The sequence below is a fragment of the Vibrio sp. YT-19(2023) genome (assembly GCF_033337395.1).
This window is the reverse complement of record NZ_JAWOQN010000009.1, coordinates 129,947-153,638: the sequence shown is the minus strand read 5'-3', so window position 1 is coordinate 153,638 and position 23,692 is coordinate 129,947. Positions and strand designations below refer to the sequence as shown.

Below are 23,692 nucleotides of genomic sequence, written 5' to 3'. Positions count from 1 at the left end.
ACTAACTTAGCGCCCAAAAAAAACGCTGACAAGCCTTTTTGGGCTTATCAGCGTAAACTTTTACTTATTTTTGCTACACATCACTATTTTTGAGACTCAAACTCAACGCCCGTCGGGTCTCGCTCTAGTGCGACTTTCAGTACTTCATCAATCCACTGTACAGGGATAACTTCCAGATCCGCGATAACATTATCAGGAATCTCTTCCAAATCACGCTCGTTATCTTTTGGAATTAGCACTGTCTTAATGCCACCACGGTGTGCCGCAAGTAACTTCTCTTTTAGGCCGCCGATAGGTAGAACCTCACCACGCAGTGTGATTTCACCCGTCATCGCTACTTCTGCTTTCACAGGGTTGCCTGTTAGAGAAGAAACCAATGCTGTACACATTGCTGTACCCGCACTTGGGCCATCTTTTGGTGTCGCGCCTTCCGGGACGTGTACGTGAATATCTTTCTTCTCGTAGAAGTCAGTATTAATACCTAGCTTTTCTGCACGAGAGCGAACCACTGTCATTGCTGCTTGGATAGACTCTTGCATCACATCACCAAGAGAACCCGTTTGTGTCAGCTTACCTTTACCTGGCATTGATTGAGTTTCAATCGTTAATAGATCGCCACCCACTTCGGTCCAAGCTAGGCCAGTTACTTGACCAATTCGGTTACTTTCATCCGCTTTACCGTAATCGAAACGTTGAACACCTAAGTACTCTTTTAGGTTGTCCATCGTTACCGTTACTGACTTGATGTCCTTATCCAGCAAGATGTTCTTCACCGCTTTACGGCAGATCTTAGAAATCTCACGCTCTAAGTTACGGACACCCGCTTCACGCGTGTAGTAACGAATGATGCCAATAATCGCAGAATCTTCAATGACGATCTCATCCGCTTTCAAGCCATTACGCTTCACTTGTTTATCAACAAGGTGACGTTTTGCAATGTTCAGCTTCTCGTCTTCGGTGTAACCAGATAAACGAATAACTTCCATACGGTCTAACAATGGACCCGGGATGTTCATCGAGTTCGATGTCGCAACAAACATAACGTCAGAGAGATCGTAATCCACTTCTAGGTAGTGATCGTTGAACGAGTTATTCTGTTCAGGATCAAGTACTTCTAGTAGAGCCGATGCCGGATCACCACGCATATCGGAAGACATTTTGTCGATTTCGTCCAATAAGAACAGCGGGTTCTTCACACCAACCTTCGACATCTTCTGGATCAATTTGCCTGGTAATGAGCCGATATAAGTACGACGGTGACCACGAATTTCCGCTTCATCACGCACACCACCCAACGCCATACGAACATACTTACGGCCTGTAGCTGAAGCAATTGAACGACCAAGAGATGTTTTACCGACACCAGGAGGACCAACAAGACAAAGGATAGGACCTTTTAGCTTGTTGATACGGTTTTGAACCGCCAGGTATTCAAGGATACGTTCTTTGACGCGTTCTAGACCGTAGTGATCTTCATTAAGAACCTCTTCTGCTTTCGCTAAGTTTTTCTTAACTTTTGAGCGCTTAGCCCAAGGAACGCTGACCATCCAATCGATGTAGCTACGAACCACTGTTGCTTCAGCAGACATTGGAGACATCATCTTAAGCTTTTGCAGCTCTTGCTCTGTCTTTTCACGTGCCTCTTGAGGCATTTTTGATTCGTCAATCTTCTTCTGTAGCGTTTCGAACTCGTCTGGTGCGTCTTCCATCTCACCAAGTTCTTTCTGAATCGCTTTCATTTGCTCATTCAGATAGTACTCACGCTGAGATTTTTCCATTTGCTTTTTAACGCGACCACGAATTCGTTTTTCAACTTGCAGCAAGTCGATCTCTGATTCCATCTGGCCCATCAGGAATTCCAGACGCTCAGTGACGTCAAAAATTTCAAGCACTTGCTGCTTATCCACCAACTTCAACGGCATATGAGCCGCAATGGTATCCGCTAAGCGTGCGGCTTCGTCGATACCATTAAGTGACGTTAGCACTTCTGGTGGAATCTTCTTGTTTAGCTTAATGAACCCTTCAAACTGATTAATCGCGCTGCGAACAATCACTTCTTGCTCACGCTCATCCAATTCTGGCGTAACAACAAATTCAGCTTCCGCTAGGAAGAAGTCACTCTCTTTAAAGTGATTGATTTTTGCTCGCTGCTGGCCTTCGACCAATACTTTTACTGTGCCATCCGGAAGCTTCAAGAGCTGGAGAATGGTGGCTACCGTACCTACGTCAAATAGGTCGTCAACCGTAGGCTCGTCAGTATCCGCTTGCTTTTGTGCCACAAGAAGAACTTGTTTGTTGGTTTCCATCGCCGTTTCTAGACAGCTAATCGATTTCTCACGACCAACAAACAATGGAATAACCATGTGTGGGTAGACCACTACGTCACGTAGAGGTAGTACCGGGATCTCGATACGCTCGGAACGTTCCAAGTTCATATAATTCTCTCTTCCGCTTTCACGTTTAACGTATTACTTAAGGCAGTATATGGGGGCTAATTGTTTGGATTCAATAAGAGAAATAAAAAAAGGAGGTAATTACTTACCTCCTTTTTCATTATGGCTGAATTTACTCTGCTCCAGCTGCCTGATTGTCTGCGTTACTGTAAATAAGCAGTGGCTCTGACTCGCCATTAATGACGGACTCATCAATCACGACTTTACTAACGTCTGTTGCAGATGGTAATTCGTACATGGTTTCAAGTAGCACGCCTTCAAGAATCGAGCGTAAGCCACGAGCACCTGTTTTACGCTCCATTGCTTTTTTCGCGATAGCGCGCAGCGCATCTTCACGGAATTCAAGTTCAGCGTTTTCCAGCTCAAACAATGCTGCATATTGCTTGGTCAGTGCGTTCTTCGGTTCACATAGGATCTGAATCAATGCTTCTTCATCAAGCTCAGTCAGTGTTGTTGTTACAGGTAGACGACCAATGAATTCTGGAATGAGGCCGTACTTCACTAAGTCTTCAGGTTCAACTTGAGTAAATAGCTCACCTACTGTCTTCGATTCATTCTTCGAACGAACTTCAGCACCAAAGCCAATACCTGTACCTGTTGCAACACGCTGCTCAATCACTTTGTCTAAGCCAGCAAAAGCACCACCACAGATGAACAGGATCTTAGATGTGTCCACTTGTAGGAATTCTTGCTGAGGATGCTTACGACCACCTTGAGGTGGAACCGATGCAACCGTACCTTCGATAAGTTTTAGTAGCGCCTGCTGAACACCTTCACCAGATACGTCACGCGTAATAGATGGGTTTTCAGCTTTGCGTGAAATCTTATCAATTTCATCAATGTAAACGATGCCGCGTTCCGCTTTAGCTACATCGTAATCACATTTTTGCAGAAGCTTTTGGATGATGTTTTCAACGTCTTCACCTACGTAACCGGCTTCGGTTAGTGTCGTCGCGTCTGCCATTGTAAATGGCACATCCAAGAATCGAGCTAATGTCTCCGCAAGTAGTGTTTTACCGCTACCTGTAGGACCAATTAGAAGGATGTTACTCTTACCAAGCTCCACACCTTCGCTCGTTGTATCACCATTGCGTAAACGCTTGTAGTGGTTATATACCGCAACTGCGAGCACTTTTTTCGCGTAATCTTGCCCGATCACATAGTCATCAAGGTGTTCACGGATCTGTTTTGGCGTTGGTAACGCTTCAGATTCTTTCTTAGGGAGAACATCCTTGATTTCTTCGCGAATAATATCGTTACATAAGTCGACACACTCGTCGCAAATGTACACTGACGGACCTGCGATTAGCTTGCGAACTTCGTGCTGACTTTTGCCGCAGAAAGAACAGTACAGCAATTTACCGCTGCCACTTTCTTTGCTTTTATCTGTCATTCGCTAACCTCTTAGCCTTTACTCTTCATGAATGAGTGTATATCAATTTTTGCCAAAATGCGCTGGCTAATTACTCGCCACGGTGGCTTAACACTGCATCCACGATACCGTATTCCACAGCCTGCTCTGATGACATGAAGTTATCACGATCAGTATCGCGCTCAATGACTTCAAGAGGTTGGCCTGTATGTTCTGCTAACAACTTGTTTAGCTTCTGTTTAATCGTCAGGATTTCCTGAGCATGGATTTGGATATCAGAAGCTTGACCCTGGAAACCACCCAATGGTTGGTGGATCATTACACGAGAGTTAGGCAGTACGTAACGCTTACCTGGCGCACCACCTGCAAGCAGGAAGGCACCCATTGAACATGCTTGACCCATACACACAGTGCTGACATTTGGCTTAATGAACTGCATAGTATCGTAAATAGACATACCAGCTGTTACGCTGCCGCCTGGCGAGTTGATGTATAGGAAAATATCTTTATCTGGATTTTCAGATTCTAGGAAAAGTAGCTGAGCCACGACAAGGTTTGCCATGTGGTCTTCCACTTGACCCGTTAAAAAAATCACGCGCTCTTTCAGCAGACGTGAGTAGATGTCGTAAGAGCGTTCGCCTCGGGAAGTTTGTTCAACCACCATTGGTACTAGCGCGTCCATAATTGGCGACATTGCATTTTTTTCTTGGTAGCTCATATTCTTATGTCCCTAAAATAAATGGCCCGGATGATGACTATCATACGGACCATTGTTAGCAGAATAGTTAACGTTAAGTCAACCTTCTACGCAAGATATTGCTTATTAAGCAGCAGGTTGTTGTTGGTTAAGTAGCTCGTTGAAGCCTACTTCTTTCTCAGAAACCTGTGCTTTAGCGATGATCGCGTCGATTGCTTGCTCTTCTAGAGCTACGTTGCGCATGTTGTTCATCATTTCTTCGTTTTGCTCGTAGTAAGCAATAACTTCTGATGGATCTTCGTATGCAGTAGCCATTTCTTCGATTAGAGCTTTAACTTTCTCGTCGTCCGCTTTTAGCTCTTCAGATTTGATTACTTCACCTAGTAGAAGACCAACAACTACGCGACGTTTAGCTTGTTCTTCGAACAGTTCACGTGGAAGCTGAGCAGCAGCTTCTGGGTTACCACCGAAGCGTTGTGCAGCTTGTTGACGTAGAACTTGGATTTCTTGCTCGATAAGCGCTGATGGTACGTTGATGTCGTTTTGCTCAACTAGACCGTCAATCGCTTGCTCTTTGATGCGGTTCTTAACAGCTTGCTTAAGTTCGCGTTCCATGTTCTTACGAACTTCAGCTTTAAGTGCTTCAACACCACCTTCAACAACACCGAACTTAGCAACGAACTCGTCGTTTAGTTCTGGAAGTTCACGAGCTTCAACTTTGTTCACTTTGATTGCGAACTTAGCTGCTTTACCTTTTAGGTTTTCAGCGTGGTAATCTTCTGGGAAAGTCACGTCGATGTCGAATTCCATACCAGCAGTTTTACCTGCGATACCGTCTTCGAAACCAGGGATCATGCGACCAGCACCCATTTCTAGAGGGAAGTTCTCAGCTTTACCGCCTTCGAACTCTTCACCGTCGATAGAACCAACGAAGTCGATGCTTACGCGTTTGCCATCTTCTGCTGCTTCTTCAACTTCAACCCAAGTTGCTTGTTGCTTACGTAGAGTATCGATCATCTCTTCTACGTCTGCATCTTTAACTTCTGTTAGTGGTTTTTCAACAGTGATGCTCTCTAGGCCTTTAAGCTCAACTTCTGGGTAAACTTCAAAAGTTGCAGTGAAAACTAGGTCTGAACCTTCTTTGTTCTCTACAGGAGCGAAAGTTGGAGCGCCAGCTGGGTTGATTTTCTCTTTAACGATAGCTTCGATGAAGTGGCGTTGCATTACTTCACCAAGAACGTCTTGACGTACTGCTTTGCCGTACATCTTAGCAACCATTTTTAGAGGCACTTTACCCTTACGGAAACCATCGAAACGACGGTTTTTAGCGATGTTGCGTAGTTCAGCTGTTACAGCGTCTTCGATGTTTGCAGCTGGAACAGTAATGTTTAGACGGCGCTCTAGGCCCTCTAGCGTTTCAACAGTAACTTGCATTATATATAAACCTCTAAAGTGGCTCGGTTTTCCGAGCGTATGAGCGAAACTCAGAGGAGCTTACGCTTCATCCTTGTGTAGTGTTCTGTCCGAACACCTAATTTAAAATCGAGTATCGATACTGGTTGTCAGTACCGGACTAATCAGTGATATCTTCGATAAAATAACCAAAGGTATCTCCTATTAGCCTCAGGACAGAATTTTTAGACGCGACATTCTAGCGATCTGTCGCAACCCTGTCGAGCCAATAGCCACTATGTGGACATTGTCTGCGCTAAATTCTCGAATGCTGACCCATTTTTTCTTCAAAAATGCGATTCAGACACCGTCTAAGCATCGCCAGCATATCTAGAATGGGGACAATAGCGACTTTTTCAAGAGAATCGACCGGTTTTTTTATCGAAAAGCCTAAAAAGAGATCTTGCTCTTGTTTTACTCCACAGAGTTGAAAACTAAATCCCTAATCCTTCCTACAAACTATTAACATTTTCTTACGTGACCAAAGGAAGTTGCAAGGAGTGTAAGGATGTCGCAAAAAAAACGGATTCTGCTGACATTTTTTGCTTTCTATTTCCTGTGCGCAATTATCGGTGGCCATTGGGTTTGGCAGACCAGTTATCAATCTCTACTTGATAAACACCAATCACAGCTTGAGCAATTTTCTGGCCATATAAAAAATAAACTCGATAAGTACGCCCATATCCCAAATCTTCTCGCTAAAGATGATCCACTTTATCAAGCGCTTCTGCACCCCAACAACAGTGCGCAACTGGAAATCACTAATCGGTATTTAGAATCCGTTAATGGCGTGATTGAAGCAGCGGATACGTACTTAATCGATCAATGGGGTACAACGATCGCCGCCAGCAACTGGCGTAAAGAGCGCTCCTTTATCGGGCGAAATTTTGCATTTCGCCCTTATTTCAAACAAGCCATTGTAGGCAAAAGAAGCCAATACTACGCACTGGGCTCAACATCTGGTAAACGTGGCTACTACTATTCTTATCCCATCGTATACGCTGGCGGTGTACTTGGTGTCGTCGTGGTGAAGATGGACCTAAGTAAGATAGAGGACAACTGGCAGCAACCTAACAGTGTTTTTGTCGCCAGCGACCCATACGGAATTGTTTTTATGAGTAGCCGAAGTGAATGGCTACTCAAAAGCTTACAGCCACTGACAAAAAAAGAGAAAAAGCAAGTTTGGGCAAGCCAACAATATCTTGATGCGCCAATTGAAACGCTTGGATTAGTGGGTAGTTTGGACGAGGTGCATTCTGAGCTTAAACAGGGTTACCCATACAATAAAGGAACCTTGGTGGTCTCTTCGCTGCCCCTTCCCGAACTCAAACTGACTATTCGTGTGCTGTCTCCTAAACAGTCGATCGTTTGGTTCACCATGGGTTACATCTTTGTACTCACTCTAGCATTCATGGTTTTGTTTTTAATTGGTCAGCTTATCTATCACCGTCAACAGCGTCACTTGCAACTTGAACGAATTCAACAAGAAGCCAATCAAAAGTTGGAATATCAAGTCATGGCACGGACTGCCGAGTTGCAAGCGGAGATCGCACAGCGTATCGATACCGAGCAAACTTTACGCGTTACTCAAGACGAATTGGTGCAAGCAGCGAAACTCGCGGTGTTAGGACAAATGTCGGCCAGTATCAGCCATGAACTGAATAATCCACTTGCGGCAATTCGTAGCTTTTCGGAGAACGGCAAGCTGTTTCTAAAAAAAGAAAAATATGAGCGAGTGGAAGATAATCTCACTCGCATTTCTGCTCTCACTGACCGTATGGCAAATATCAGTCAGCAACTTCGCTCTTTCGCCAAAAAAACCAGTGGTGACGAGTTGGCTCAATCTCGACTGTTCCCTGTGATTGCCTCTGTAAAAGAACTGATGAAGCCCGCATTTAAATCAGGGCGCGTCACGTTAGAAACAAATTTGCCAGAGCATGATGTTGAAGTGCAGATCAATATTATTCAACTGGAGCAAGTGTTGGTCAATTTACTGACTAATGCGATAGAAGCACTCAAAGAACAACAAGACAAACAGGTAGAATTATCTGTAGAACACGATGAGCACACTGATTTAGTTTGGATTCATGTTGATGATAATGGCCCAGGACTTGGCTCTTTCTCACTTTCTGATTTATGTGAGCCGTTTCTAACCACTAAACTGAACGGTTTAGGTTTGGGTCTCTCTATCTCGCAACAAATCTTAGCCAGTATGAATGGAAAATTATGTGCCCATAATCGAGAACAAGGCGGCGCTCGATTCTCATTGTGTTTACCTATCACTTCTTACAACACTGAACCATCAAAAGGATAAGATCATGTGTCAGGTGTTTTTTATTGATGATGAGGCCGATCTCAGACTCGCTATAGAACAGACCTTTGAACTGGCGGATATCGACGCCAAGTTTTTTGTGGATGCAGAATCGGCTTTAATAGCGATGCAGCAAGGAGAAGAAGCTGGCGTCGTGGTCACTGATATCTGTTTGCCGGGCATTTCTGGTATGGATATGCTGACAACTTTGACTCAACGCGATGCAAACTTACCCGTCATCATGATCACTGGACACGGTGATATTTCCATGGCAGTGCAAGCCCTTCATCAAGGCGCTTACGACTTTATTGAGAAACCTTTTGCGCCAGAGCATTTGGTTGAAACGGTTAAGCGGGCGATTGAGAAGCGCAAACTAACCAATGAAAATGAAAAACTGCGCCTGTCACTTAAAGCCAGTAAAACCCTTGGCCCACGAGTTATTGGTGAAACCTCTAGCATCCAAATATTACGAGAGACCATCACCCAAATCGCCGATACCGACGCCGATATTTTATTGTTTGGTGAAACCGGTACAGGGAAAGAGTTAATCGCTCGTTCTTTACATGAGCAAAGCTCTCGCCGAAACCAAAACTTTGTCGCCGTAAATTGTGGAGCGGTTCCAGAGAACTTAATTGAGAGTGAACTCTACGGCCATGAAAAAGGCGCATTCACTGGCGCCGAAAGCCGTCGTATCGGTAAATTTGAGTTTGCACAAGGCGGCACACTTTTCTTGGATGAGATCGAGTCGATGCCTATCCAAGCCCAAATTCGTTTATTGAGGGTATTACAAGAGCGCGTGATTGAGCGTGTCGGTTCAAATGAATTATTGCCTTTAGATATTCGAGTGATTGCCGCAACAAAGGTCGATTTAAAACACGCAGCTGAAGAAGGTACTTTCCGTCAGGACCTCTATTATCGGCTCAATGTCGTGACCCTGGATCTCCCGCCACTACGCGAACGAAAAGAAGACATTCCCGCCCTCTTTCACCACTTTCTGTTGGTAGCAGCTTCACGTTATGGCAAAAGCTCACCTAGCTTGTCACCCCAAGATCTAGCGCAACTGATGAGCCATGACTGGCCTGGCAATGTTCGAGAACTCAGAAATGCTGCAGAGCGTTTTGTGCTATTGGGTAAGTTAATTCAGTTGGGAGAATCGAACCCAGTTGCTAAGTCTTCCTCAAGCCTTGCAGAGCAAGTGGCGGAGTTTGAGAGAGCAGCCATTGAAGGCGCTTTATTAGAAAACAACGGTAGTATTAAACAGACAATGTGCCAATTGAATGTGCCAAGAAAAACCCTTTACGACAAGATGCAGCGCTACCAAATAAATAAAGACCTTTACAAATAAAACACGTTCAAATAGCTGGCATTATATTCAACTTGAATCATAATTTTTAACAACAGGTTTATCATGGTTGTTACAGATATGAACGAAAAAGTGAGAATACCGATTGTTACAGATACCGTGCTCGTAGACGGTTGCTATCAAGAAGAGAGAAGATTCGGTGAAGAGCGTCGTAAAAATAAAAAGAGGTGGCGACACTATGAACGTCGAATTAATTCAGACCCGCGCAAAACTTGTTACAAGTCAATAGACGAAGAGGTGTGAATTCTCACACCTCTTTCTACTTTCTGGCTTCCATTACTTGGTAATGATCTCCGGCCCCATCAAGGTAGTAGGCAACCAAGTCGAAACCCATGGTACATATGTGACGATAATTAGGAACAAGAACATCACTCCAACCCAGGGTAATGCTGCCTTCACTACGTTCATCATCGACATTTTGGCAACACCAGCGGTCACAAATAAGTTAAGACCCACGGGCGGCGTTATCATTCCTATCTCCATATTCACCACCATCATTATGCCCAAATGAATTGGGTCTATACCTAATGCAATCGCAATTGGGAACACGAGCGGCGCAACAATGATCAACAAGCCTGATGGCTCCATGAACTGACCACCAATCAGCAACAAGACGTTCACCACAATCAAAAAAGTGATTGGTCCGAGACCAGCCGAGAGCATCGACTCGGTGATCATTTGCGGGATCCGTTCTTCCGTTAAAACATGCTTCAAAATTAAGGCATTAGCAATGATGAACAGCAGCATGATGGTGAGTTTGCCCGCTTCATACAGGGTGTGTTTCGTGTCTTTATGAACAAAGGTTTGGAAGATTTTAACGAGCGCAGGTTTAGTGTTTTTCTTGTCTGCAAATGGCCCCATGTCTTTGTATACAAAGTTAGCAATAAAGAATGAGTACACAGCAGCAACCGCAGCGGCTTCTGTCGGCGTAAAGATACCGCCATAGATACCACCAAGAATGATGACGACCAACAACAAGCCCCAGCTTGCATCCTTGGCGGCATCAAAGGTTTCTTTCCAACCGACAAAAGGTTGTTTTGGAAGGTTCTTGATTCTCGCGGCAATGTAAATCGCGATCATCAACATGACACCCGCCAGCAAACCGGGAATCACACCACCAAGGAACATACGTCCAACTGACACATCCGTTGCGGCTGCATACACCACCATCACAATCGAAGGTGGGATCAAAATCCCTAGCGTACCTGCGTTACAAATTACCCCAGAGGCAAACTCTTTTGAGTAACCGTTTTTGATCATACCTGCGATAACAATACTACCTATGGCAACAACCGTTGCAGGTGAGGAACCTGACAACGCGGCAAACATCATACACGCGACAACCGAAGCCATCGCCAAACCGCCGCGGAACCAGCCTACAATGGCAATGGCGAAACGAATGATCCGCTTTGCTACGCCACCCGTCGACATAAAGCTTGAAGCCAATATAAAGAATGGAATAGCCAATAGCGTGTAGTGGCCCGCGAATGCATTAAACAGCGTTTGAGCAACTGATGCTAAAGAGGCATCCGAATGCATTAAAAGGAAAAGAACACTGGAAAGGCCCAGCGAAATAGCAATTGGCACGCCAACCAGCATAAAGCCAATTACCATCAAAAATAGAAATAAGATATCCATGGCTTATTGCTCCTTGTTTTTAGCGTCTTGCGAGGCCTTTGGAGCCATTACGTCTTCAGCGTCACTCATCTCAGCTTTAAGAGATTCGAGCTCTTCCTCCGCTTCATGTCCTGCAATCAAGCGATCGAGCTTACCAGTAGCGATTTGCCACGTGACTTGAACAAATCTAAACGTTAGTAGCGCCATTCCAAGTGGCAAAGCGAAGTAAGGAATAAAACGTGGCAGCTTTTCATAACGCTCTCCCTCATTTAACCAGTCGGCCATGAACTGGAGCATTTCAGGCATTGGAATATCGTCCGTTTCATACCACGCTCGGTCAGTAGCGAACGGATACCAGTAGTTCCAAGCGCCAATTAACAGCAAAATAGAGAAGGCTAAGCAACACATTGCTGCAAAAAGCGCCAGGGCTTTTCGTTTACCTTCCGGAACGATGTTAATAATGACATCGACACCAATATGAAAGTGTTTTTTCACACCATAAGATGCGCCAACCAACACCATCCATGCGAACATGAAAACGGTGAGCTCAAGCGCCCAAAGAATATTGTCGTTAAAGACATAACGAAAGATGACATTGGCAAAGGTCAGCAAGGTCATGGCACCCAAGAAGAAAGCAATCAAAGTCTCTTCAATGGCATCGGTGATTCGTCCAGCCTTGGCAAAAAAAGTCTGTTCCATAATTACATCACGTCGTCTGTAGAGGGAAAGAGCCCCCTTAGTTTGAGAGGGCTAAATGTGTTAGGTGTTATTATTTTTGGTTAGACGCCAAAGCGGCTTCGATTAGGTCAGAACCAATGTCTTTTTCGAACTTCTTCCATACTGGTTGAAGTGCAGTGACCCATTCTTGACGCTGTTCTGGCGTTAGAGTACGAACCACACCACCGGCTTCGATGATATTGTTCTTATTCGCAAGGTTTACTTTGGTTGACTCAGCATTACGCTGCGCAGTTACCTCTTGAATAATGGTATTTAACTGCTCGCGCTGAGCATCTGGTAGGTTTTTCCAGAAGTCGTTTGACGTCACAACTAAGTAATCCAGAATTCCGTGGTTCGTTTCCGTAATGCCATCTTGAACTTCGAAGAATTTTTTGCCGTAAATGTTTGACCAAGTATTTTCTTGACCATCAATAACCTTAGTTTGCAAGCCGCCGTAAACTTCTTTGAACGACATTTTTTGTGGGTTAGCACCTAGCTGCTCAAACTGAGCAACGAGTACATCAGACGCTTGAACACGGAACTTAAGTCCTTCAGCATCAGTTGGAGAAATGAGCGGCTTGTTGGCTGACATTTGCTTCATGCCGTTATGCCAAAACGCAATGCCTTGTAGGCCACGACGTTTCATTGAATTTTTCAGCTTTTCACCCGCTTCCGAGTTTTGGAAACGGTCAACCGCGTCGACATCATCGAACAAGAAAGGAAGATCGAAAAGGCGGTACTTCTTGGTGAATTTCTCAAACTTAGAAAGAGAAGGAGCAGCGAGTTGAACATCACCATTCAGTAGCGCTTCCAACACTTTGTCATCATCATAAAGTGTTGAGTTAGGAAACACCTGCATACAGACTTTACCGTTCATCTCTTCGTTGACGCGCTTTTCAAGTAACGAAGCCGCGATGCCTTTAGGGTGTTTGTCCGCATTCGTTACATGGCTAAACTTGATGACCGTTTCACCCGGGTCACAATTTGCGGCAGCATTAAAACTGGTAACAGCAAGTGCAGAGACAGATAGTAGAGTTAGAGGCTTAAACATTATTATTCTCCTTGTTGAATCACATCCCATCCCGTCCATGAGTAACTAGGTGTTAGGCGATGGGTACGGATGTTCAATAAGGAGCAATTAATGGACCATGTTAAAATTTATATTTATTTCAATAAATTAACATAGCCCATTAACATGAATCCGAAGTGTAACGAGTGAATTCCACCCAAGAAAAAGATACAAATGGGTGGAAAATGACCCATTTATGAAGAACAGCTTATCTCCATTTTCTTCCCCCATTCCGGTGGCAATTTCGCGTAATCATCAAACTCGGGTTGCTCATCAAATGGGCGTTTTAACAGTTCGGCCAATCGGTGTAATTCGCTAAAGTCCCCTTCTTCCGCTTTATCAATCGCCAACTGAGCCAAGTAGTTACGCAAGATGTATTTGGGATTGGCTTGACGCATCTGTTTGCAACGCTGTTCGGTTGAAATCAGGCCCCCTAGTTCATCAACCTCTAGCTCACACCGAGCTAAGTACAGATCAAGCCAAGCTCGCGCAGCTTCTCGGTCGAGAAATAAATCGATTACGGCTTGGGAAGGCGCATTATCAAGGTTTGAAAGTGTTCTGAAGAAGCGAGTGTAGTCCGTTTTGTTCTGGTGAAGAAGCTCAAACATAGCTTCAAACAAACGCCCGTCTTCCGCTATCTTGGTTTTTAAGCCCAACTTCTCACGCATGAGGCGGCTGAACTGCTGGCTTAAATGAACTTCAAATTGACTCAACGACGATTCTAAATCTTCTCGTTCAACGAGTGGCGATAGCGCATGCGCCAGTGCTGACAGGTTCCAAAGCGCAATTCTAGGCTGTTGATCAAATGCGTAACGACCCTGGTAGTCTGAATGATTACAAATGTATCCCGGCTCATAATCATCAAGAAAGCCAAACGGACCATAATCAAAAGTTTGCCCAAGAATTGACATGTTATCGGTATTCATCACACCATGCGCAAAACCAAAAGCTTGCCAATATGCGATCATCTCGGCTGTTTTAGTCACGATGGCGTCAAACATCGCGGCATATGGTTTCTCCGCCGATGCACAATCAGCAAAGTGCCACTCAATCACCTTATCCGCCAACAGCTTCTGCTCTGCTAACTGGTTGGTGTAAAAGAAATGCTCAAAGTGACCGAATCGAACGTGGGTTTCAGCCATTCGAAGTAACAAAGCGCCCGATTCCGTTTTTTCTCGATAAACAGGTGTATCACTGACCATCATACCGAGAGCACGTGTCGTGGGAACCCCAAGGCCCGCCATGGCTTCACTGCACAAGTACTCACGGATAGTTGAGCGTAATACCGCTCGCCCATCTCCCATTCGCGAGTAAGGCGTTAGCCCTGCACCTTTGAGGTGAAGATCAAACCAAGTACCATCCTGATGCTCAATTTCTGCCAACAGTAATCCACGTCCATCGCCCAAATCTGGGTTGTAAACGCCAAACTGATGGCCTGCATATTTCATCGCAAGAGGACGAAATTGTTCGAATTCACTTAGCCCAGAAAAAACCGCCAATAACTCATCGTTTTGCTCTTCTGGTAAACCAAACTGCTGTGCAAACTCACCATTCCAAGCGACCCAGCGAGTGTTGTCCAAGGGTTGTGGCTCGACCAACGTATAGAACGCTGACGGTAATTGACTAAAGCGATGGGTGAAATTGACCCGTTGCCAAATGGACATGTAGGGTTCCTTAATAAAAAGAAGTACTGTTGTGAGTATACGTGTGAATGTCCCTGTCATTCAGCCATGAAATGGGCATGGGTATTTTGCGTGAATAACGCGAAGGCGGCAGGAAGGTATCAACCTGCCGCAGACCGTCTCCTAAACGGAGGTAGCATGTAAAAACGATCAAAGGGTTAAGCGGAAAATTCTTCACCCGTTTTTGGTGGCTGTGATGGCGTATCAAAACGAGCGCGTTCGATATCCACTACCGTTTTATAGCTCAACGATAACAATGCCAGCTGGTACGCGCCAAAAATACCATAGGCCACACCGACGAGGCTCAACATAAAGAGATTCGTAAAGTGGCTAAAGATCAGCTGACTGAGCAAGCCCGCACCCAATGGAATTAGTCCCATCAAAATGAATACTTGTTTGTTGTATGCTCTGCTCTGGTTCCACGAACGACGCAAACTGCGCGGCTGATGATCCATTGCTGTCGCTGGCAACACAAATGACCATCGCGCCATTACCCAATAGCCAGGAATGCTTGCAATCGTTGTGATAATAACCATAGCAACAAAGTCGGCTTCACCACTTTCTGCAATGTAGATAAACGACAACACAAAGATCGGGATACCAATAACGAGCATCATCATCAGTCCAAACAGTATCCACCAGCCTATGAAACGGAATTCTCGAGCTGACAAACGAAATACATCCAACGCAGAGTGCATGTAATCGCCGGCTAAATAAATTCGATGCACACGCACAGCCGCCATAGCGGCAACAAGTGGGTACAAAATAATTGTGACGAAATAAAATCCTGCGACATTGCCTTCTTGAACGTTCGCTTGATCTTGCCCCGTCATTTCAGGATACATAAAAGCAAAAATTGAGTGCACGATAATCAACGGAATACAAGCAATAACAATTGCGAGTAGATTCCTTCTGACCATCACTGCCGCTTCTCGGCATATTTCCGAAACAGAAAAGCCCTCGGTAGACATATAACATCCTTAGTTCATAAAAATCGGCCCCTAGGGTAACCGCAGAGTAGAAAAATCGCTTTAAAAATAATGAGAAACACATCTCATAAGACAATGAGAACGAAACCAAAATAGATCAGATAAAAAATAAGCCACTCAATGTGAGTGGCTTATACCGCAATTCAATACCGTTTTAGACGCGACGTCGCCAGCCTAATGTTGCAAGTAACATCAAAGCCCAATAAGAAACACTGCCGCTACCTTCAGAGTTCTTGAATGTCGTTGTCTTCAAAGAAGCAACAACCGTCACGATAACTTCCCCCGTAGCAGTGGCACCATGACCGTCTGAAACCGTATATTGCAGCTTGATGCCGTCAGTAGGGCTATCCGGTGCTTGAAAACGGATTTTGCCATTCTCTACACTCGCACTTCCCACACCCGTTACGTTCTGTACGCTTTCTACAACCAGTTTATCGCCGTTCACATCCGAATCATTGCTCGCTGCATCAATCAGAATACTTTCACCAACGGCAACGGTCGCCGTATCTGCAAGCGTAAGTGGCACTGCGTTTTTCATGGTTAAATCGACGGTAGCACTGGACGTTTCATTACTAGGATCAGTCACGGTTAAACGGAATGTCAGAACCTCACCCGCTTTTGCACCTTGAGGCACCGTAAAGCTTGTGCTAACACTGGTTGCATTGCCAAGAGAAACTGAAGTGCCAGCCAACTGCTCCCATTTATAACTCAACACATCACCATCAGCATCCGTACTATTTAACGCAGACAACGTGACTCGCTGCCCAACCGTCATGTCTTTATTATCAACATCAATCACGGCCACTGGCGCTTCGTTGCTGCCAAGCACTTCCACCTGCACATTCACGATTGAAGATGAGTACGCACCATCAACCGACAACAAACGATATTGGAAAGTGTCCAGACCAACGAAGTTAGCTTCAGGTTGGTACTGGTTGCCAGAGATGGTGCCGTGCTCAGGCTTCTGCACAATGTCCACATTGAACTGATACCCTACCGCCATGAAATCATTGTCCATCAGGTTCAGTTTGATTGGCGTATTTTTATTGGTTTGTAACAAATCAGATTTCGCTTCAACCAAGTTGCTCGCATCCACATTTAATAATGCTGCAAACGGAATATAAGAGAACCCGGCTTTTTCTAGACCAAACGTGCCAATCTCACTGTAATCACCAGTCCACATTACAGGTAGGGAGGCTTTTTCAGTTTTTAGCAAGCGGCCGAAGTCAAAGTTTGCATCAAATTGACCGCCTTCCAATTCAACGACCAATAAGTGCTGACCCGCACTCAATTGGCTTGATTGGGGGAATAAAATTCGAGATGACTTTTGGAAGTTACCTTGCTGTAAAAGCTCAGCGTTGTTTTGATTCAATATTAATCGATAGCCAATGTTTCCAGAAAATGGGAATCGCCAAACTCGATAAGTCATGTCACTTTGAGCGCTATCTCTTTGCGCATAAAGTTGAAGGCCATCAAGCTCTGTATCACTATTCAAGTCCAGTGGCACCGCCAGAGTGTTACTCCCACTCGCGTACACATAACCTTGATGAAGAGAGTTCAGCCATGCTGATTTATTTGGTTCGTTTGTATGCTCAAGAGAAAAGCTAACGCCGTTGGTGTTGCTGGCAATGTTGGAAATACGAACCCCAGTATCAAACCCTGTGATCGCTCTCAGACCCGGGGTCGATGTATCTGAAATGACATCGCCACCATTAGGGTACAAATCGTCAGCGTCACTCCTACCATCATTTTCTAACTCATTCAGACCATCAGCCTGCATGATTTGAACCTGCATCGCGCCAACATCATTAAAGCGGTTCTGGACATTGACCGACGTCGCCAGGATACCTTCAGCCGCCAATGCTCGGTCGTAACCGCTAAAGGTGCGATTTTCCAAGTAAACACGTGGACCAAACTCTTTCAAGTACGGGTCGAGATACACCAGCTTGACATCGTCGTTGTTCACAGAAATAGGCGCTGGACTTTCATGAGTTACCGTTGGTACAACAAAACCAGCAGCGTGTTTGCTCCATGCACTCATGTTAACCGGAGTGTCACCAGCGTATGAATCTCCCGGTTTCTGCGCCCATGAACCGCCACCCATCACGCCCCAAGAGCCAATCGAGGCATCACTGTTCCTTGCGTACAAATCCGGTAAGCCAAGCATTAAGTGGCCAAGCTCGTGTACGATCACGCCCAACGTCGCTTGATGATCAACTTGATAGTCAGCGAACACACAATAGTCTGTGATCTTTTTACCATCTAGTGTGACATCATCGTGAGAGAATTTGTGCGGCCAAATCGCAGGACGGTTGAGAACCCCTGTTGAACGATCTCCCCCCGCAAAAATAAACATGACAGAGAGTTCTGACGGTTCTACGGTACCATTTTGATTGCTGTCGTAGGCCGAAAGATTAAAGTATGGATCCAGTTTTTGATAAGCCTCGGTGAAAACCGCATTCAACTTGGCGGTGCATGTCTTATCAGTCGAACTAGAGTGACAGTTAGGGTGGCTTTGTGCCACAGTCACATCTATCACACCGTCATTGGCGGTGCCGTAACTCTCAAGTGCAGGAACAACTTTGAATTTACCTTGAGAGTTTTTATCAAAGTAATCCACAACGCTTTGACCATTGGTATTAAATACGCGTTGCTCAAAATCATGCACCATTGCTTGGTCATCAAACGAAACTTGCACAACCAATAGGGGCTGCTGCTTCACCGTTGAACTGCTCATCGCCTGGTAACCTTGCGCCGAACGCAGTAGGTTTTTTCGTGCCATCGGTTCAATGGTTTTTAAAGAAGATAATTGCGGTTTAAATTGTAAATCCGGGCGAAACCTCGCCGACTCAGGTGGCTCACTCGACTGCGTTTTCACCACACCTGTCGAGATCAATATTGGCGTGTCTGACTCGCGCTGAATCTGCGCGAAAAACCAAACGCCGTCTTCCTGAAGTAAGGCATTGCCCTGCTTATCTTCAAACCAGTGGAAATCTGCCGTTCCACGTAGAATTGCCTCACTGGAGCTACCATCGCTCAACGCAATAGTATGCCAAACCGGTGATGGCGGAGTAGTTGCCATGCTCTTCCCTGCAAGAAGCGCAGTTAACATAGCCATGGCGAGTGTGTTGAATTTCAAAGTACGACTCCATCTTTTCGATTCGTTAATTAATACCAAGCACAACAAACACAAAGTAACCCTATGGGCATAGAGTAAGACTGAGTGACTATTGACGAAGGCTGGTATCAATTCGCTCAGATAACACGACGTAGTTTGGTGTCACACTACAAAAGCGTCGGATTCCAAAACGCTGTTATGAGCGTAGCTTCTGAGAATATAAATTGAGTGAATGAATAGTATCGAAACGAAAGGAAGAAGAAATGAACTTCTACGAATTTGTAGGTGAAATTGGGCAACATTCCACATATTCTATAAATGTACGAGCACTGCTATTAATCAATGCTCGTAATGGTCGCGCGGCCATTGTTTAACGCTATATTAACCTGTAAGAACGGCGTCTTCTGGGTATTTGACCAAGGTAGGTTCAGGACGTGCCAACATGTAGGCAAGCGTGAGCGGCCCAATACGACCAATGATCATCACCACGATCATAATGTATTTACCAGGTTCAGAAAGTTCCGCAGTCAAACCGGCGGTGAGCCCCACTGTGGCAAATGCGGAAATGGTTTCAAACATAACCTTATCAAAGCTGGCCTTCTCGGTAAGCATCAATAAAAACATTGCGCTTGTCAGGATGGCTCCGCTCACAACGATAATTGCCAATGACTTAGTCACAGTTTGCCAATTTATGGTTCGCTTAAACATAACCACATGTTTCTTTTGGCGTAAAAAGGTCCACGTAGCCATAAACGCAACAGCAAATGTGGAAACTTTAATACCGCCCCCCGTTGAGGTGGAACCCGCTCCAATTAACATTAGAACAATCATGGCCAGTAAGGCTGGCTGGGTAAACAACGCCAAGTCAACACTATTAAACCCTGCCGTTCGAGCACTCGCAGATTGAAAGAATGCCGCCAACCATTGCCCTGTTGCAGGTAAAGACGCCATTGTGTTTGGGTTGCTTCGCTCAAGTAACCAAAACATCATCGTTCCGACTAAGAGCAATATCGGTGTCGCAATCAGCATGATTTTGGTGTGAAGATGCAAAAAGTGGAAACCTTTGCGCCAGTTTAGCCAGATGTCACCCACAACAGTAAAGCCAAGCCCGCCAAAAATGAATAGCCCCGCCAGTGTAAAGATAACCAACGGATCATTCACAAAGCTCATCATACTGTCAGAAAACAGCGCGAACCCAGCGTTGTTAAATGCAGAAATTGCATGAAACAAGGCGTAAAACATACCAGTCTTCCAGCCCATTTCAGGGACCCAGCGGATAGAGAGAAAAATAAACCCGAGCGTTTCTGCAACAAGCGCGAAAACAACAATCCGCTTTACTAGTCGGTTTAGATTGACTTGCCGATCTTGCCCTAATGCTTCTTTCGCCAGCGCTTGTTGACGCAAACTCAAACGCACGCCGAACATATAGAGTAAGACCGCCGACAAAGTCATCTGCCCCAACCCACCGATTTGCATTAAAAACATCAGCAAGATTTTACCCGCAAGCGTAAAGTGTTGCCCAGTATCGACAACACCAAGCCCTGTCACACTAATAGCGGACGTTGCGGTAAACAAAGCATCCGTTATCGACAGTCCCGTAACAGAAAAAACTGGCAAGGTTAGCAATACCGCAGAAGGCAGTAAAACACCGAGAAAACTGAGCAATATAATTCGCGGTTCGTTGCCTTTCGCTTTCTCTTGTTTACCATCTGGTGCGTAAAAAACACCTTTCTGATGAAAATACGTCATAGCGATTTTAATTTATTTGCGAGCGCATCTTGAGGGCCGACCACAATAATTAGGTCACCAATTTCTAGTGTGGTATTAAGGTCAGGTGCCTTGGTAATTTCTGGGCCCCGTTTAAACCCTAGCACTTGCACGCCATCGACTTTGCACAGAGCCAAATCACTTAGTGTCTTACCCATCCAACGAGAGCCAATCACAAACTCCGTCATAGCTAAGCCACTGCCTAATGGGTGGAACTCAAGAACCCGTTTATCGAGCATTTTACGCGCGACACGTATCCCCATGTCACGCTCAGGCATGATAATGTGGTCTGCGCCAATTTTTTGCAGAACACGAGCTTGGAAGCGGTCGTTGGCTTTAACCCATACTGACTTTACTCCCGCCTCTTTAGCAATCAATGTCGCAAGAATACTGGCATTGACATCCGCTCCGATGGCAATCATCACCATGTCGTAATCATCAAGTTTGAGCTCAGCAACCGTCTCTTCGTGAGTACAGTTAGCCACAACCGCCTGACTAACAAAACTGGCGGCTTCTTTAACTCTGTCTTCGTTGATGTCAACGGCTAAAACTTGAGCGCCTGAATCTTGTAACTCTTTACACACTGCCAAACCAAATCGGCCAAGACCAATAACGGCGAATTGCTTATCACCTGTTTTCATTTGTGCCCCATCTTATGCATTCATTAGCAAGCAAAAAAGTTTGCGCCCATTCCTTACCTTGTGCAAACCTGCGGACAGATAATTGACAAAAGCTTAACGCACCTTGATTCACTTTACGTGTTAAGCGTATGACACTGATTAACTTTTTTCCTCATTACCGAATAGAAACCGTCGCGATGGCTACATAATTGGATGCCTTAAAACGCAAAAAGCCGCAAGAATGCGGCTTTTAGATCATGGGATAAACTGGCTATTTTGATTCGCGCTTATCGTGCGGTTTACGTTTATTCTTAGGCACGTAATTTAAAATTGAAATTGGTACTGGCTTTCTTGGCGCAAAACCTTCAATTTCCACTCGCTCTAGCAAGTGCCCTAAACGACTTTCAATCATGCAGAGGTTCTTAAAGTCGTCTTTTGAAACCAGTGATATCGCCTCACCTTTCGCGCCAGCACGACCTGTACGACCAATACGATGTACATACTCATCCGCTGGGTAAGGTAAATCGTAGTTGATGACAACTGGCAGATTATCAATATCAATACCGCGCGCAGCAACGCCGGTTGCGACTAAGTACTGGATTTCACCCGCTTTAAACTTTTCTATTAATTCCTGGCGAACACGCTGATTACGGCCACTGTGGAATGCTTCTGCCACAATGCCACGTTTCTCAAGTTGGCTTACCAGTTTGGCTGCGCCGTGTTTAGTTTCAATAAATACCAGTACTTGCGACCAGTCATTTTCTTTAAGCAAGTGACTTAACAGCGACGACTTCATGTCTTTATCGACGGTCGTGATCCACTGTTTAATATTTGATTTTGAGGCACTGTGCTTTGCAATCGTGATCTCTTCAGGATCAATAATCGCATTTTTCGCCAAGTCACGAACAGGGTTAGATAACGTCGCTGAGAACAGCAAACTTTGCACATGTTCTGGCATACAGTCGACGATTTTGTCGATCGCATCGATGAATCCCATATCCAACATTTTGTCGGCTTCATCAAGCACTAGCGTTTCCACTTCATCAAAGTGAATCGCGCGTTGACCGTACAGATCAATCAAGCGCCCAGGCGTGCTTACCACAATATCGACACCCTCGATCAAGGCTTGTTTTTGTGGTGCATAATCCACACCACCAAACATCGCCATTGAGCGTAATGGTAAGTTTTTACCATAAGCTTCAATACTTTGATGAACCTGAAGCGCAAGTTCGCGTGTTGGCGTTAGGATAATCGCACGAGCGCGTTTTTTACGTTGCGTTTCGCCTCGACTAAGCTTTTCTAAGATTGGCAGAACAAAACTGGCCGTTTTACCTGTGCCCGTTTGCGCTGCTGCAATTAAATTGCGGCCACGCAATACGATTGGAATGGCTTTTTGTTGGATAGAAGTGGGTTTTTCATAACCTAGCGCTTTTACTGCATCAGCAATCGATGCGCTTAAACCAAGCTTAGAAAATGGCATAGAAAAGTCTCAACAGAGGAAATGGGCGCGTAGTGTATCAGAATCCCCGTGAAGTAACAGAAGGATTCATGCGCGAAAAACTAGGAACATGACACAATCTTAGCCCATGAAATTGGGCTGCAAACCTTTTTCTAATTTTTTCCTCACTTTGTAGGAAACATCATTAAGCGTGATTTTCCCCGTGTTGTGGCGGTCGATACCTGCATTCTGTCGATAGGCAATTGAGCCTTGTCTGAACAAAACGAAAGACGGCGGTTTGCCAATCGCAGCAGGGTAGAGAATGGCCATGTAAGCATCTTCTAAGCTATTAATTTTATTTCGATAGGGCCAATAGTACGCTTTCACATAGTCAAGTTGTTCAAGCGCGCTCATTCTCGCAAGAGTCTTTGTGTTCACTCCTAATGACTCTGCGGTAGAGGGCATAAATTGAATTAACCCTGTAGCCCCGCTTCCGGAACCATTTTTGATGCTTGGACTGAAAGTTTCAGCAGTTTCAAATGCCATGCACGCCATAAGATGATTAGGATTGATCTTTAGCTCTTTACTAATACGGATGACTTTAGATTTGAACTCTGGAGAAACTTTACCTCCCCACGCTACCGCGTTCTCGGGATCTGCAATCGAAGAGACCGTTGATGCGTCATGTTCTTCGACAATTTTAGAAAGTAGAGGAAGCGTTTGGCGTAGTCGATGGCTCGAACTCACCAAGCGAATTGATTTGGTAAGAAACTTGTCTTTTTTTTGGTGTAGTTTTTGGAACTTTACTAACTTATACAGTTGCTTATAAACCGTTTTCACAACGAAGCCAGATGTAGGGAACACTCCCAGAATGTAATCCATTTCCTACAAATTTAATATAAATATCAGCAACAGGAATTCTAGATGTGATCAATGTCACCATAAAAATTCTCAAATTCGATACACACCGATGTAAGTGGTCAATGTGTCTCCAACACGCTAGAAGTAAAAGTAAAGAGGCATTAAA

The 23,692-nt window shown here is 44.9% G+C and carries 17 protein-coding genes; 3 read left to right on the top strand and 14 right to left on the bottom strand.

The window, feature by feature from the left end:
• Positions 1-83: 83 nt before the first annotated feature.
• The 4 genes from lon to tig form a co-directional block, all read right to left on the bottom strand.
• Positions 84-2,435, bottom strand: coding sequence for an endopeptidase La (gene lon, locus R7E78_RS09130; protein ID WP_047102864.1), 2,352 nt, complete (start codon positions 2,433-2,435; stop codon positions 84-86).
• Between the two features lie 130 nt (positions 2,436-2,565).
• On the bottom strand, positions 2,566-3,846 hold the full coding sequence (gene clpX, locus R7E78_RS09125; protein ID WP_005382345.1) for an ATP-dependent protease ATP-binding subunit ClpX: 1,281 nt from the start codon (positions 3,844-3,846) through the stop codon (positions 2,566-2,568).
• Positions 3,847-3,916: 70 nt separating this feature from the next.
• Complete coding sequence (clpP, locus tag R7E78_RS09120) at positions 3,917-4,543, bottom strand: ATP-dependent Clp endopeptidase proteolytic subunit ClpP (RefSeq protein ID WP_005382347.1); 627 nt, start codon at positions 4,541-4,543, stop codon at positions 3,917-3,919.
• Between the two features lie 105 nt (positions 4,544-4,648).
• Positions 4,649-5,956: a trigger factor gene (tig, locus tag R7E78_RS09115; RefSeq protein ID WP_005382251.1), complete on the bottom strand. Its 1,308-nt coding sequence runs from the start codon at positions 5,954-5,956 to the stop codon at positions 4,649-4,651.
• Between the two features lie 526 nt (positions 5,957-6,482).
• Here tig and R7E78_RS09110 point away from each other — a divergent pair.
• From R7E78_RS09110 to R7E78_RS09100, 3 genes are all read left to right on the top strand, one after another.
• The gene (locus R7E78_RS09110; RefSeq protein ID WP_047102865.1) at positions 6,483-8,288 is read left to right on the top strand and encodes an ATP-binding protein; all 1,806 of its coding nucleotides are present in this window, start codon (positions 6,483-6,485) and stop codon (positions 8,286-8,288) included.
• Positions 8,289-8,292: 4 nt separating this feature from the next.
• Positions 8,293-9,630, top strand: coding sequence for a sigma-54-dependent transcriptional regulator (locus R7E78_RS09105; protein ID WP_017819922.1), 1,338 nt, complete (start codon positions 8,293-8,295; stop codon positions 9,628-9,630).
• A 78-nt stretch (positions 9,631-9,708) separates the two neighbouring features.
• The gene (locus R7E78_RS09100; protein ID WP_021034161.1) at positions 9,709-9,891 is read left to right on the top strand and encodes a hypothetical protein; all 183 of its coding nucleotides are present in this window, start codon (positions 9,709-9,711) and stop codon (positions 9,889-9,891) included.
• 33 nt (positions 9,892-9,924) lie between these two features.
• Here R7E78_RS09100 and R7E78_RS09095 read toward each other — a convergent pair whose 3' ends face one another.
• From R7E78_RS09095 to R7E78_RS09050, 10 genes are all read right to left on the bottom strand, one after another.
• Entirely contained in the window at positions 9,925-11,286 is a 1,362-nt protein-coding gene (locus R7E78_RS09095) for a TRAP transporter large permease (protein ID WP_005382255.1), read from the bottom strand.
• A gap of 3 nt (positions 11,287-11,289) precedes the next feature.
• On the bottom strand, positions 11,290-11,964 hold the full coding sequence (locus R7E78_RS09090; RefSeq protein ID WP_005382256.1) for a TRAP transporter small permease: 675 nt from the start codon (positions 11,962-11,964) through the stop codon (positions 11,290-11,292).
• A gap of 70 nt (positions 11,965-12,034) precedes the next feature.
• Positions 12,035-13,033: a TRAP transporter substrate-binding protein gene (locus tag R7E78_RS09085; RefSeq protein WP_047102866.1), complete on the bottom strand. Its 999-nt coding sequence runs from the start codon at positions 13,031-13,033 to the stop codon at positions 12,035-12,037.
• A 212-nt stretch (positions 13,034-13,245) separates the two neighbouring features.
• Entirely contained in the window at positions 13,246-14,715 is a 1,470-nt protein-coding gene (locus R7E78_RS09080) for a protein adenylyltransferase SelO (protein ID WP_053303268.1), read from the bottom strand.
• A 176-nt stretch (positions 14,716-14,891) separates the two neighbouring features.
• Positions 14,892-15,704 (bottom strand): hypothetical protein, encoded by an 813-nt coding sequence (locus R7E78_RS09075; protein ID WP_047102868.1) that lies wholly within the window; start codon positions 15,702-15,704, stop codon positions 14,892-14,894.
• Positions 15,705-15,876: 172 nt separating this feature from the next.
• The gene (locus R7E78_RS09070; protein ID WP_318057865.1) at positions 15,877-18,861 is read right to left on the bottom strand and encodes a M6 family metalloprotease domain-containing protein; all 2,985 of its coding nucleotides are present in this window, start codon (positions 18,859-18,861) and stop codon (positions 15,877-15,879) included.
• A gap of 360 nt (positions 18,862-19,221) precedes the next feature.
• A complete protein-coding gene (locus tag R7E78_RS09065) occupies positions 19,222-20,589 on the bottom strand; it encodes a TrkH family potassium uptake protein (RefSeq protein WP_234499131.1) in 1,368 nt (455 codons plus the stop codon).
• Positions 20,586-21,248 (bottom strand): potassium channel family protein, encoded by a 663-nt coding sequence (locus R7E78_RS09060; protein WP_005388291.1) that lies wholly within the window; start codon positions 21,246-21,248, stop codon positions 20,586-20,588. The genes R7E78_RS09065 and R7E78_RS09060 overlap by 4 nt, the downstream gene beginning before the upstream one ends.
• 250 nt (positions 21,249-21,498) lie before the next feature.
• Positions 21,499-22,707, bottom strand: coding sequence for a DEAD/DEAH box helicase (locus tag R7E78_RS09055; protein ID WP_033906892.1), 1,209 nt, complete (start codon positions 22,705-22,707; stop codon positions 21,499-21,501).
• Positions 22,708-22,806: 99 nt separating this feature from the next.
• Positions 22,807-23,547 carry a transglycosylase SLT domain-containing protein gene (locus tag R7E78_RS09050; RefSeq protein ID WP_081008346.1) on the bottom strand — a complete coding sequence of 247 codons (741 nt, stop codon included), beginning with the start codon at positions 23,545-23,547 and terminating at the stop codon, positions 22,807-22,809.
• Positions 23,548-23,692: the final 145 nt, after the last annotated feature.